Raw genomic sequence first — 13,156 nt, 5'->3', positions numbered from 1 at the left:
GTCGCGCCCGTCCGTCCGTCTTCACCCGTCACCGGCAACCATAGGCGCCGCCTACGACAACGCCGGACGGGCTTGACTTTCCAAGGCCCGTCCGGCGTCGCGGTGTGCTCGTGCCGTTACCGCACGAACACCCCCGCCTGGCTCGCCAGGTCGAGGAAGTACTGCGGGGCCAGGCCCAGCACCAGGGTCACGGCGACGCCGACCGCGATCGTGGTCATCGTCAGCGGGGACGGGACGGCGACCGTGGGGCCGTCCGCCTTCGGCTCGCTGAAGAACATCAGGACGATGACCCGGATGTAGAAGAACGCGGCGATGGCCGACGAGATCACACCGACCACGACGAGACCGCCCGCCCCGCCGTCCGCCGCCGCCTTGAAGACGGCGAACTTGCCGGAGAAGCCCGAGGTGAGCGGGATCCCGGCGAAGGACAGCAGGAACACGGCGAAGACCGCCGCGGTCAGCGGTGAGCGCCGGCCGAGACCGGCCCACTTCGAGAGGTGGGTGGCCTCGCCGCCCGCGTCCCGCACCAGGGTGACGACGGCGAAGGCGCCGACGGTCACGAAGGAGTACACCCCCAGGTAGAAGAGGACCGAGGAGATGCCCTCCGGGCTCGCCGCGATGACACCGGCGAGGATGAATCCCGCGTGGGCGATCGAGGAGTAGGCCAGGAGCCGCTTGATGTCGGTCTGGGTGATCGCGACGACCGCCCCGCCCAGCATCGTGACGATCGCCACGCCCCACATGACGGGGCGCAGGTCCCAGGTGAGGCCGGGCAGCACCACGTACAGCAGGCGGAGCAGCGCGCCGAACGCGGCGACCTTCGTGGCGGCGGCCATGAAGCCGGTGACCGGGGTCGGGGCTCCCTGGTAGACGTCCGGGGTCCACATGTGGAACGGGACGGCGCCGACCTTGAACAGCAGCCCCATCAGGAGCAGCGCCCCGCCGATCAGCAGCAGCGCGTCGTTGCCCATGGTCCCGGCGAGGGCCGGGTCGATCTGCTGGACGGAGCCGTCGACGACGTTCGCGATGCCCGCGTACGAGACGGTGCCCGCGTATCCGTAGAGCAGAGCGATCCCGAAGAGCAGGAACGCCGAGGAGAACGCGCCGAGCAGGAAGTACTTCACGGCGGCTTCCTGCGACATCAGCCGCTTGCGGCGGGCGACGGCGCACAGGAGGTACAGCGGGAGCGAGAAGACCTCCAGCGCGATGAACAGCGTCAGCAGGTCGTTGGCCGCCGGGAAGACCAGCATCCCCGCCACGGAGAAGAGGGCCAGCGGGAAGACCTCGGTCGTGGTGAACCCGGCCTTGACCGCCGCCTTCTCGCTGTCGCTGCCGGGCACCGAACCGGCCTGCGCGGCGAAGGAGTCCACCCGGTTGCCGCCGGCGGCGGGGTCGAGGCGCCGCTCGGCGAACGTGAAGACGGAGACCATGGAGACCAGCAGGATGGTGCCCTGGAGGAACAGGGCGGGTCCGTCGACGGCTACGGCGCCCATCGCGGCGATGTGGGCGTTCTTCGTGGCGTACCCGTCGGCGGCGAGCCCCACCACCGCGGCGAACGCGGCGGCGATCGCGACGATCGTCAGGAACACCTGGGTGGTGTAGCGGGCCCGTCGCGGGACGAAGGCCTCCACCAGGATCCCGAGGACGGCGGCACCGACGACGATGAGGACGGGCGCCAGTTGGGCGTACTCGATTGTCGGAGCGGTGAACCTGTCGCCCGGGGCGGCCGATGTCACCCCGCCCGCCGTCGTCCACAGGCTGTGGACAGCTGTTGCGCTCACTTGGCGGCCTCCACCTCGGGCTGGGGGTCCTTCTTCTGTACGTCGTGCATGGTGTGCTGGACCGCCGGGTTGACGACCTCGGTGAGCGGCTTCGGGAAGACGCCCAGGAAGATCAGCAGGGCGATCAGCGGAAGGGCCACCGCCAGCTCACGGACCTTGAGGTCGGGCATGGACCCGATCCCCTCCCTGACCGGTCCCGTCATCGTCCGCTGGTAGAGGACGAGGACGTAGAGCGCGGCGAGCACGATGCCGACGGTCGCGATGATCCCCGCCACCGGGTACGCGCTGAACGCCCCGACCAGGACCAGGAACTCACTGACGAACGGCGCGAGTCCGGGCAGCGAGAGGGTGGCCAGACCGCCGATGAGGAAGGTCCCCGCCAGGACGGGCGCCACCTTCTGCACCCCGCCGTAGTCGGCGATGAGCCGCGAGCCCCGCCGGGTGATCAGGAATCCGGCGACCAGCATCAGCGCGGCCGTCGAGATCCCGTGGTTGACCATGTAGAGCGTGGCGCCCGACTGGCCCTGGCTGGTCATCGCGAAGATGCCGAGCACGATGAACCCGAAGTGCGAGATCGACGCGTAGGCGATGAGCCGCTTGATGTCGCGCTGGCCGACGGCGAGCAGCGCGCCGTAGACGATGGAGATCAGCGCCAGGACGAGGATCACCGGCGTGGCCCACTTGCTGGCCTCCGGGAACAGCTGGAGGCAGAAGCGGAGCATCGCGAAGGTGCCGACCTTGTCGACGACCGCGGTGATCAGGACGGCCACCGGGGTGGTCGCCTCCCCCATGGCGTTGGGCAGCCAGGTGTGCAGCGGCCACAGCGGGGCCTTCACCGCGAAGGCGAAGAAGAACCCGAGGAACAGCCAGCGCTCGGTGGAGGTCGCCATGTCCAGCGAGCCGTTGGCCCGGGCCTCGGCGATCTCCGAGAGCGAGAAGCTCCCCGCGACGACGTACAGCCCGATGACGGCGGCCAGCATGATGAGGCCGCCGGCCAGGTTGTAGAGGAGGAACTTCACGGCCGCGTAGCTGCGCTGCGCCGCCGCGTTCTCGTCGCTGCCCGCGTGCGCCCGGTCCCCGAAGCCTCCGATGAGGAAGTACATCGGGATGAGCATGGCTTCGAAGAGGATGTAGAAGAGGAAGACGTCGGTGGCCGTGAAGGAGAGGATCACCATCGCTTCCACCATGAGGATCAGGGCGAAGAAGCCCTGGGTGGGGCGCCAGCGGCTGGAGTTGGTCTCCAGGGGATCGGCGTCGTGCCAGCCGGCCAGGATCACGAACGGGATCAGCAGCGCGGTGAGCGCGAGGAGCGCCACCCCGATGCCGTCGACGCCCAGTTCGTACCGGACACCGAAGTCCTTGATCCAGGCGTGGGATTCGGTGAGCTGGTAGCGGTCTCCGCCCGGTTCGAAACGGGCGAAGACGATGCCGGCCAGGACCAGCGTCGCCAGCGAGACGGCCAGGGCGAGCCACTTGGCCGCGGTACGCCGGGCGGCCGGGACGGCGGCGGTGGCGATCGCGCCGATCGCCGGGAGCGCCGCCGTCGCTGTCAGGAGGGGAAAGGACATGGGATCAGACCGCCCTCATCAGCAGGGTCGCGGCGATGAGGACCGCCGCACCGCCGAACATCGAGACCGCGTAGGAGCGGGCGTAGCCGTTCTGCAGCTTGCGCAGCCGGCCGGAGAGCCCGCCCATGGAAGCGGCCGTGCCGTTGACGACGCCGTCGACCAGGGTGTGGTCGACGTAGACCAGGGAGCGGGTGAGGTGTTCGCCGCCGCGGACCAGGACCACATGGTTGAAGTCGTCCTGGAGGAGGTCCCGGCGGGCCGCCCTGGTGAGCAGGGAGCCGCGCGGGGCGACGGCGGGGACGGGCCTGCGCCCGTACATCGCCCAGGCGATGGCGACACCGATGACCAGCACCACCATGGTGGCGGCGGTGACGGTGGTCGCGCTGACCGGGGCGTGTCCGTGGTCGTGGCCGGTGACGGGCTCCAGCCAGTGCAGGAAGCGGTCCCCGATGGAGAAGAACCCACCGGCGAAGACCGACCCGAAGGCCAGCACGATCATCGGGATCGTCATGGACTTCGGTGACTCGTGCGGATGCGGCTCGTGGCCCCCCGCGTCCGGCTGCCAGCGCTTCTCGCCGAAGAACGTCATCAGCATCACGCGCGTCATGTAGAACGCGGTGATCGCGGCGCCCAGCAGGGTGACCGCGCCGAGGATCCAGCCCTCGGTGCCGCCCTTGGCGAAGGCCGCCTCGATGATCTTGTCCTTGGAGAAGAAGCCGGACAGGCCGGGGAAGCCGATGATCGCGAGGTAGCCGAGGCCGAAGGTGACGAAGGTGACCGGCATGAACTTCCGCAGACCGCCGTACTTCCGCATGTCCACCTCGTCGTTCATGCCGTGCATGACCGAACCGGCGCCGAGGAAGAGCCCGGCCTTGAAGAAGCCGTGCGTCACCAGGTGCATGATCGCGAAGACGTAGCCGATGGGGCCGAGGCCCGCGGCGAGGATCATGTAGCCGATCTGCGACATCGTCGACCCGGCGAGGGCCTTCTTGATGTCGTCCTTCGCGCAACCGACGATCGCACCGAAGAGGAGCGTGACGGCACCGACGACCACGACGACCAGCTGGGCGTCGGGCGCCGCGTTGAAGATGGCGCCCGAGCGGACGATGAGGTAGACGCCCGCGGTCACCATCGTGGCGGCGTGGATGAGGGCCGAGACCGGGGTCGGGCCCTCCATCGCGTCACCGAGCCAGGACTGCAGCGGCACCTGGGCCGACTTGCCGCAGGCGGCGAGGAGCAGCATCAGGCCGATCGCCGTCAGCTTGCCCTCGCTCGTCTCCCCGGTCGCTTCGAGCACCGGCCCGAAGGCGAACGTGCCGAAGGTGGTGAACATCAGCATGATCGCGATCGACAGGCCCATGTCACCGACCCGGTTGACCAGGAAGGCCTTCTTGGCGGCGGTCGCCGCGCTGGGCTTGTGCTGCCAGAAGCCGATGAGCAGGTACGACGCCAGACCGACGCCCTCCCACCCGACGTACAGCAGGAGGTAGTTGTCGGCGATGACCAGGATGAGCATCGCCGCGAGGAACAGATTCAGATAGCCGAAGAAGCGGCGGCGCCGCTCGTCGTGCTCCATGTAGCCGATGGAGTAGATGTGGATCAGCGTGCCCACACCCGTGATCAGCAGGACGAACGTCATCGACAGCTGGTCGAGCTGGAAGGCCACGTCGGCCTGGAACCCCTCGACGGGGATCCAGCTGAACAGCTTCTGGTGCAGGGCGCGGTCCTCCGCACCCTTGCCGAGCATGTCGGTGAAGAGCACGACGCCGACGACGAACGACGCGGCGGCGAGCACCGTGCCGATCCAGTGTCCGGCGCGGTCCAGCCGGCGGCCGCCGCAGAGCAGGACCGCCGCTCCGAGCAGGGGCGCCGCGACCAGCAGCGCAATCAGGTTTTCCACGATTCCGACCCCTTACAGCTTCATCAGGCTGGCGTCGTCGACCGAGGCCGAGTGGCGGGAGCGGAACAGCGACACGATGATCGCGAGCCCGATGACGACCTCCGCGGCGGCGACGACCATCGTGAAGAAGGCGATGATCTGGCCGTCGAGGTTGCCGTGCATCCGGGAGAAGGCGACGAGCGTGAGGTTGCAGGCGTTGAGCATCAGCTCGATGCACATGAACACCACGATCGCGTTCCGCCTGATCAGCACACCGGAGGCGCCGATCGTGAACAGAAGGGCCGCGAGGTAGAGGTAGTTGACGGGATTCACTGGGTGACCTCCTCCTCTTCTTCCGCCTGGTCACGGGCCGGTCCGCGGTCGGGGGCCGGTCCGCGGCCGAGCCGCTCCCCCGAACGCTGCTCCAGCGCCTTGAGGTCGGCGAGCGACTCGTCCGACACATCGCGGATCTGACCGCGCTGCCGCAGGGTCTGCATGACGGTGAGCTCGGACGGGGTGCCGTCCGGGAGCAGTCCCGCGATGTCCACGGCGTTGTGCCGGGCGTAGACACCGGGGGCGGGCAGCGGCGGTACGTGGCTGCTGCGCACCCGGTCCTGGGACAGCTCGCGCTGTGTCCTGGCGCGTTCGGTGCGCTCGCGGTGCGTGAGCAGCATCGCGCCGACGGTCGCCGTGATCAGCAGGGCGCCGGTGATCTCGAACGCGAAGACGTACTTGGTGAAGATGAGGTTGGCGAGGCCCTCGACGTTGCCGCCGTGCCGGGCGTTCGCCGTCCCCAGGCCGTTGAAGGTCTTCAGAGAGGCCTGCCCGATGCCGGCGATCAGCAGGATGCCGAAGCCGATTCCGCAGGCGGCGGCCAGCCAGCGCTGCCCCTTGAGCGTCTCTTTCAGGGAGTCCGCCGCGGTGACGCCGACGAGCATGACCACGAAGAGGAAGAGCATCATGATCGCGCCGGTGTAGACGACGACCTGGACGATGCCCAGGAAGTAGGCGCCGTTGGCGAGGTAGAAGACCGCCAGCACGATCATGGTGCCGGCCAGCGACAGCGCGCTGTGCACCGCCTTCTTCATCAGGACGGTGGAGAGGGCGCCGATGACGGCGACGGTGCCGAGGATCCAGAACTGGACGGCCTCGCCGGTCGAGGTGGTGGTGGCCGCTGCGGCCAGGCCGGCGGTCATGCGTCCACCTCCTTGTCCGCTTCTCCCTTGGACACGGCGACCTGGCGCTCCGTACCGGGAGCGGCCTCGGTCACCAGGCCCCGGTAGTAGTCCTGTTCGTCCATGCCGGGGAAGATCGCGTGCGGGCTGTCGACCATGCCTTCCTCCAGCCCCGCGAGCAGCTCGTCCTTGGTGTAGATGAGGCTCTCGCGGGTGGTGTTGGCGAGCTCGAACTCGTTGGTCATGGTCAGTGCCCGGGTGGGGCACGCCTCGATGCAGAGCCCGCACAGGATGCAGCGCGCGTAGTTGATCTGGTAGACGCGGCCGTAGCGCTCACCCGGGGAGTAGCGCTCCTCCTCGGTGTTGTCCGCGCCCTCGACGTAGATGGCGTCCGCCGGACACGCCCAGGCGCAGAGCTCGCAGCCGACGCACTTCTCCAGCCCGTCCGGGTGACGGTTGAGCTGGTGCCGGCCGTGGAAGCGCGGTGCTGTCACCTTCTGCGTTTCCGGGTACTGCTCGGTGAGCCGCTTCTTGAACATGGCCTTGAAGGTCACGCCGAAGCCGGCCACAGGATTCTGGAACTTCTCCCCTGAGGGGTCTGATGGCTCAGACACCGTCGGCCTCCCTTCCGTCACTCGCACTTCCGGCACCCACATGGTCGTCACTCTGAGCATCCGGCCCGCCACTGACAACGAGCTCCCGCTCGCGTCGCGGTCCCCGCCGGGGCACCGGCGGCAGCGTCTGGCCGGGCAGCGGCGGCACGGGGAACCCGCCCGCCATCGGGTCGAACGCCGGCTCCGGTCCGGCTGCCTCCTCGGCGGCCTTGGCCTTGCGGTCGCGGAACGTGTCGGCGACGAAGGAGATCAGCAGGACCGCGATCACGGCTCCGGCGACGTACAGCAGGATCTTCGAGTAGTCGTAGCCCTCGTTGTTCAGCGCCCTGACCGTGGCGACCAGCATCAGCCAGACCACGGAGACCGGGATCAGGACCTTCCAGCCGAGCTTCATCAGCTGGTCGTAGCGGACGCGGGGCAGCGTGCCGCGCAGCCAGATGAAGAAGAAGAGGAGCAGCTGCACCTTGACGACGAACCAGAGCATCGGCCACCAGCCGTGGTTCGCGCCCTCCCAGAAGGTGCTGATCGGGTACGGAGCCCGCCAGCCGCCCAGGAAGAGGGTCACGGAGACCGCGGAGACGGTGACCATGTTGACGTACTCGGCGAGCATGAACATCGCGAACTTGATCGACGAGTACTCGGTGTTGAAGCCGCCGACCAGGTCGCCCTCGGACTCCGGCATGTCGAACGGGGCGCGGTTGGTCTCCCCGACCATCGTGACGATGTAGATGATGAAGGAGACCGGCAGCAGCAGGACGAACCAGCGGTCCTCCTGCGCGGCCACGATCTCCGACGTCGACATCGAGCCCGAGTAGAGGAACACCGAGGCGAACGCGGCGCCCATCGCGATCTCGTAGCTGATCATCTGGGCGCAGGAGCGCAGACCGCCGAGCAGCGGGTACGTCGATCCGGAGGACCAGCCGGCCAGCACGATGCCGTAGATGCCGACCGAAGCAACGGCGAGGATGTACAGCATCGCGATCGGCAGGTCGGTCAGCTGCATCGTCGTACGGTGGCCGAAGATCGAGACCTCGTTGCCGGCCGGGCCGAACGGGATCACCGCGATCGCCATGAACGCCGGTGCGGCGGCGACGATCGGGGCCAGGATGTAGACGACCTTGTCGGCGCGCTTGACGACGACGTCTTCCTTGAGCATCAGCTTGATGCCGTCGGCGAGCGACTGGAGCATGCCCCAGGGGCCGTGCCGGTTGGGGCCGATGCGCAGTTGCATCCAGGCGACGACCTTGCGCTCCCACACGATGGAGAAGAGCACCGTCACCATCAGGAACGCGAAGCAGAACACCGCCTTGACGACGACGAGCCACCAGGGGTCCGTGCCGAACATCGAGAGGTCCTCGGCTGCGAGGACGGCACCCTGCGGCGCCGCGGCGAGTTGGGCGAGGCCGGTCACTCTCCTACCTCCGTTGTCACGACGTGGGAGCCCGGGGCGGCGGGACCGATCCGGACCAGTCCGCCCGGCTGGGCGCCGGTGTCGGCGGGAACGCCCCGGCCGACGGAGTTGAGCGGCACCCACACCACCCGGTCCGGCATCTCGGTGACGGCCAGCGTGAGTTCGGTGGTGCCGGCGGGGCCGGTGACGGCCAGCAGATCGCCGTCCTTCACCCCGGACTCGGCCGCGGTGGCCGGGGAGAGCCGGGCGACGGCCGCGTGCCGGGTGCCTGCCAGCGCCTCGTCGCCCTCCTGGAGCCGGCCCCGGTCGAGCAGCATCCGGTGGCCCGCGAGGACCGCCTCGCCGTCACCGGGCCGGGGCACCGGGCGGGACGCCGCACGCGGGTCGTCGGCGAAGCCGTCCTGCCGTCCGCCGAGCCGGTCGAGCTCGCGCCGGGCCGCCTTCAGGTCGGGCAGCGCGAGGCGTACGTCGAGTGCGTCGGCCAGCATGTGCAGCACCCGCGCGTCGGTCGGGCAGAGCGTCCTCGGCAGCTGCTCGGGCTTCAGCGCGGCCTCGAACATCCGCGCCCTGCCCTCCCAGTTGAGGAAGGTGCCGGATTTCTCCGCGACGGCCGCGACGGGAAGGACCACGTCGGCGCGCTCGGTGACCGCGCCGGGCCGCAGCTCCAGCGAGACCAGGAAGCCGACCTCGTCCAGCGCGCGCAGTGCGCCCGCCGGGTCGGGCAGGTCCTCCGGGTCGACGCCCGCGACCAGCAGCGCCGCCAGCTCACCGGAGGCCGCGGCCTCCAGGATCTGGCCGGTGTCGCGGCCGAAACCGGTGGGGAGTTCGGCGACGCCCCAGACGGACGCCACCTCCTCCCGGGCCCGCGGGTCCGTCGCGGGACGGCCGCCGGGCAGCAGCGACGGGAGCGCGCCCGCCTCCAGCGCGCCGCGCTCGCCGGCCCGGCGCGGGATCCACACGAGTGCGGCCCCGGTCGCCGTGGCGGTGCGCAGCGCGGCGGTCAGCCCGCCGGGCACGGCGGCGAGCCGCTCGCCCACCACGATCACGGCGCCCTCGCCGCGCAGCGCCTCGGCCGCGGCGGCCCCTTCGGCCTCCAGGCCGACACCGCCCGCGAGGGCGTCCAGCCACTCGGTCTCGGTGCCCGGTGCGGCGGGGAGCAGGGTGCCGCCCGCCTTCTCCAGGCCCCGGCTGGTGTGCGAGGCGAGGGCGAAGGTCCGCTGCCCGTGCTTGCGGAACGCCTTGCGGAGCCTCAGGAAGACGCCGGGCGCCTCCTCCTCGGACTCGAAGCCGGCCAGCAGGACGGCCGGGGCCTTCTCCAGCGCGGTGTAGGTGACGCCGCTGCCGTCGAGGTCACGGCCGCGGCCGGCCACCCGCGCGGCGAGGAAGTCGGCCTCCTCGGCGCTGTGGACCCGGGCCCGGAAGTCGATGTCGTTGGTGTCGAGGGCGACCCGCGCGAACTTGCTGTACGCGTAGGCGTCCTCGACGGTCAGCCGGCCGCCGGTGAGCACCCCGGACCTGCCGCGCGCCCCCGAGAGTCCGGCCGCCGCGGCTTCCAGCGCCTCGGGCCAGCTCGCCGGCTCCAGCACACCGTCCGCGTTGCGTACGAGCGGAGTGGTGAGCCGGTCGCGCTGCTGGGCGTAGCGGAAGCCGAAGCGGCCCTTGTCGCAGAGCCACTCCTCGTTGACCTCGGGGTCGTTGGCGGCGAGCCGCCGCATGACCTTGCCGCGCCGGTGGTCGGTCCGGGTGGCGCAGCCGCCGGCGCAGTGCTCGCACACGGAGGGCGTCGACACCAGGTCGAAGGGCCGGGAGCGGAAGCGGTACGCCGCCGAGGTCAGCGCCCCGACCGGGCAGATCTGGATGGTGTTCCCGGAGAAGTACGACTCGAAGGGGTCGCCCTCGCCGGTGCCGACCTGCTGGAGCGCGCCGCGCTCGATCAGCTCGATCATCGGGTCGCCCGCCACCTGGTTGGAGAACCGGGTGCAGCGCGCGCAGAGCACGCACCGCTCGCGGTCCAGCAGCACCTGGGTGGAGATGGGGACGGGCTTCTCGAAGGTGCGCTTCTTCCCGTCGAAGCGGGAGTCGGCGCCGCCGTGCGACATCGCCTGGTTCTGCAGGGGGCACTCGCCGCCCTTGTCGCAGACCGGGCAGTCCAGCGGGTGGTTGATGAGCAGGAGCTCCATCACCCCCTTCTGGGCCTTCTCCGCGACGGGCGAGGTGATCTGCGACTTCACGACCATGCCGTCGGTGCACGTGATGGTGCAGGACGCCATCGGCTTGCGCTGGCCCTCGACCTCGACGATGCACTGCCGGCAGGCGCCGGCCGGGTCGAGGAGCGGGTGATCGCAGAAGCGCGGGATCTCGATGCCCAGGAGCTCGGCGGCGCGGATGACCAGGGTGCCCTTGGGCACGCTGATCTCGATGCCGTCGATCGTGAGCGTGACGAGGTCCTCGGGCGGAACGGCCGCCTCGCCGCCCCCGGAGGGCGCACTCGTGGTGACTGTCATGCGTTCACCCCCCGGTGAGCGTTCTTGTCGTCTGTGCCGTCGGCCCAGAGGGTCGACCTGGCCGGGTCGAAGGGGCAGCCCTTGCCGGTGATGTGCTGCTCGTACTCCTCCCGGAAGTACTTCAGCGAGGAGAAGATCGGCGAGGCGGCGCCGTCGCCGAGCGCGCAGAAGGACTTGCCGTTGATGTTGTCCGCGATGTCGTTGAGCTTGTCGAGGTCGGCCATCTGTCCCTTGCCGGCCTCGATGTCGCGGAGCAGCTGGACGAGCCAGTACGTCCCCTCGCGGCAGGGTGTGCACTTGCCGCAGGACTCATGGGCGTAGAACTCGGTCCAGCGGGTGACGGCGCGCACCACGCAGGTGGTCTCGTCGAAGCACTGCAGCGCCTTGGTGCCGAGCATGGATCCGGCGGCGCCGACGCCCTCGTAGTCCAGGGGGACGTCGAGGTGCTCGTCGGTGAACATCGGGGTGGAGGAGCCGCCCGGTGTCCAGAACTTGAGGCGGTGCCCGGCCCGGATGCCGCCGCTCATGTCGAGCAGCTGGCGCAGGGTGATGCCGAGCGGGGCCTCGTACTGGCCGGGGCTGGTGACGTGTCCGCTGAGCGAGTACAGCGTGAAGCCCGGGGACTTCTCGCTGCCCATCGACTTGAACCAGTCCTTGCCCTTGTTCAGGATCGCGGGAACCGAGGCGATGGACTCGACGTTGTTCACCACGGTGGGGCAGGCGTACAGACCGGCGACCGCGGGGAAGGGCGGGCGCAGCCGGGGCTGGCCGCGCCGTCCTTCGAGCGAGTCGAGCAGCGCGGTCTCCTCACCGCAGATGTAGGCGCCCGCGCCCGCGTGCACGGTGAGTTCCAGGTCGAGCCCGGAACCCAGGATGTTCGTCCCGAGGTAGCCCGCCTCGTACGCCTCGCGCACGGCCTCGTGCAGCCGCCGCAGTACGGGGACGACCTCACCGCGCAGATAGATGAAGGCGTGGGAGGAGCGGATCGCGTAACAGGCGATCACGATGCCCTCGATGAGGCTGTGCGGGTTGGCGAAGAGGAGCGGGATGTCCTTGCAGGTCCCGGGCTCCGACTCGTCGGCGTTGACCACGAGGTAGTGCGGCTTGCCGTCGCCCTGCGGGATGAACTGCCACTTCATCCCGGTGGGGAAGCCCGCGCCCCCGCGTCCGCGCAGACCGGAGTCCTTGACGTACGCGATGAGGTCGTCGGGCTCCATGGCCAGGGCCTTGCGCAGGCCCTCGTACCCCTCGTGGCGGCGGTAGGTGTCCAGCGTCCAGGACTCGGGCTCGTCCCAGAAGGAGGAGAGGACGGGGGCCAGGAGCTTCTCCGGGCTGGTCCCGTTCTTGTCGATCTCGGCTGCCAAGGTCATCACTCCCCCTCCTCGGCGGCGGGCCCGGCCGGGTTGTCCGGGTCGGAGGCCGAGGTCTGCTGTGGCGCGTCATGGGAGCTGAGGTGCTCGGCGCCCTTCTGCGGTTCGTCGCGCGGTGCCTCGTCGCCCGCCCGCTCGCCCCGCTGTCCGACCACGCGTGCCTGCGGTCCGGCCTCGCCCCGGGCGAGCTTCAGCCCGACCAGCGAGGCGGCCCCCGCCCCGCCGCTCGCCTCGACGGCGCCGGGGCGCGTGTCGGGGAAGCCGGCCAGGATCCGGGCGGTCTCCTTGTACGTGCAGAGGGGCGCGCCACGGGTGGGCTCGACGGTGCGGCCGGCGATCAGGTCGTCGACCAGGCGGGTCGCGCTCTCGGGCGTCTGGTTGTCGAAGAACTCCCAGTTGACCATCACGACGGGTGCGAAGTCGCAGGCCGCGTTGCACTCGATGTGTTCGAGGGTGACCTTGCCGTCCTCGGTGGTCTCGTCGTTGCCGACGCCCAGGTGATCCTTGAGCTGGTCGAAGATGGCGTCGCCGCCCATGACCGCGCACAGGGTGTTGGTGCAGACCCCGACCTGGTAGTCGCCGCTCGGCCGGCGGCGGTACATCGTGTAGAAGGTGGCGACCGCGGTGACCTCGGCGGTGGTGAGGCCGAGTTGGTCGGCGCAGAACGCCATGCCCGTACGGGAGACGTATCCCTCCTCGGACTGCACCAGGTGCAGCAGGGGCAGGAGCGCGGAACGGCTGCCGGGGTAGCGGGCGATCACCTCCTTCGCGTCCGCCTCGAGCCGGGCGAGGACCTCGGCCGGGTAGGCGGGGGCGGGGAGCTGCGGCATCCCCAGGCTGACTTCTTGGTTGGA

General features: G+C 70.0%; 10 protein-coding genes. All 10 read right to left on the bottom strand.

The genetic code is table 11. The annotated features are described in order from the left end of the window. Nucleotides 1-116: 116 nt before the first annotated feature. Genes nuoN through nuoE form a run of 10 tightly spaced genes read right to left on the bottom strand, consistent with a single transcriptional unit; the run spans nucleotide 117 to nucleotide 13,132 of the window. Nucleotides 117-1,781 carry an NADH-quinone oxidoreductase subunit NuoN gene (nuoN, locus tag JKV81_RS25625; RefSeq protein WP_187281804.1) on the bottom strand — a complete coding sequence of 555 codons (1,665 nt, stop codon included), beginning with the start codon at nucleotides 1,779-1,781 and terminating at the stop codon, nucleotides 117-119. After that, nucleotides 1,778-3,349 carry an NADH-quinone oxidoreductase subunit M gene (locus JKV81_RS25620; RefSeq protein ID WP_202077999.1) on the bottom strand — a complete coding sequence of 524 codons (1,572 nt, stop codon included), beginning with the start codon at nucleotides 3,347-3,349 and terminating at the stop codon, nucleotides 1,778-1,780. The genes nuoN and JKV81_RS25620 overlap by 4 nt, the downstream gene beginning before the upstream one ends. Nucleotides 3,350-3,353: 4 nt before the next feature. Beyond that, complete coding sequence (gene nuoL / locus JKV81_RS25615) at nucleotides 3,354-5,249, bottom strand: NADH-quinone oxidoreductase subunit L (protein WP_202077998.1); 1,896 nt, start codon at nucleotides 5,247-5,249, stop codon at nucleotides 3,354-3,356. A gap of 12 nt (nucleotides 5,250-5,261) precedes the next feature. Continuing rightward, on the bottom strand, nucleotides 5,262-5,561 hold the full coding sequence (gene nuoK, locus JKV81_RS25610) for an NADH-quinone oxidoreductase subunit NuoK (RefSeq protein WP_099173920.1): 300 nt from the start codon (nucleotides 5,559-5,561) through the stop codon (nucleotides 5,262-5,264). Beyond that, on the bottom strand, nucleotides 5,558-6,424 hold the full coding sequence (locus JKV81_RS25605) for an NADH-quinone oxidoreductase subunit J (RefSeq protein ID WP_129265019.1): 867 nt from the start codon (nucleotides 6,422-6,424) through the stop codon (nucleotides 5,558-5,560). The genes nuoK and JKV81_RS25605 overlap by 4 nt, the downstream gene beginning before the upstream one ends. Further along, nucleotides 6,421-7,017 (bottom strand): NADH-quinone oxidoreductase subunit NuoI, encoded by a 597-nt coding sequence (nuoI, locus tag JKV81_RS25600; protein WP_099173922.1) that lies wholly within the window; start codon nucleotides 7,015-7,017, stop codon nucleotides 6,421-6,423. The genes JKV81_RS25605 and nuoI overlap by 4 nt, the downstream gene beginning before the upstream one ends. Beyond that, a complete protein-coding gene (gene nuoH / locus JKV81_RS25595) occupies nucleotides 7,010-8,428 on the bottom strand; it encodes an NADH-quinone oxidoreductase subunit NuoH (RefSeq protein WP_202077997.1) in 1,419 nt (472 codons plus the stop codon). The genes nuoI and nuoH overlap by 8 nt, the downstream gene beginning before the upstream one ends. Next, nucleotides 8,425-10,932 (bottom strand): NADH-quinone oxidoreductase subunit G, encoded by a 2,508-nt coding sequence (locus JKV81_RS25590; protein WP_202077996.1) that lies wholly within the window; start codon nucleotides 10,930-10,932, stop codon nucleotides 8,425-8,427. The genes nuoH and JKV81_RS25590 overlap by 4 nt, the downstream gene beginning before the upstream one ends. Then, nucleotides 10,929-12,305 carry an NADH-quinone oxidoreductase subunit NuoF gene (gene nuoF, locus JKV81_RS25585; protein WP_202077995.1) on the bottom strand — a complete coding sequence of 459 codons (1,377 nt, stop codon included), beginning with the start codon at nucleotides 12,303-12,305 and terminating at the stop codon, nucleotides 10,929-10,931. Before nuoF ends, JKV81_RS25590 begins: the two co-directional genes overlap by 4 nt. Beyond that, a complete protein-coding gene (gene nuoE, locus JKV81_RS25580) occupies nucleotides 12,302-13,132 on the bottom strand; it encodes an NADH-quinone oxidoreductase subunit NuoE (RefSeq protein ID WP_129267092.1) in 831 nt (276 codons plus the stop codon). The genes nuoF and nuoE overlap by 4 nt, the downstream gene beginning before the upstream one ends. Between the last annotated feature and the right edge of the window lie 24 nt (nucleotides 13,133-13,156).

Origin of the sequence: Streptomyces silvae (assembly GCF_016745505.1) — a bacterium.
GTDB lineage: Bacteria > Actinomycetota > Actinomycetes > Streptomycetales > Streptomycetaceae > Streptomyces > Streptomyces silvae.
The sequence above is the reverse complement of the archived record's forward strand: the minus strand, read 5'-3'. Positions and strand labels throughout refer to the sequence as shown.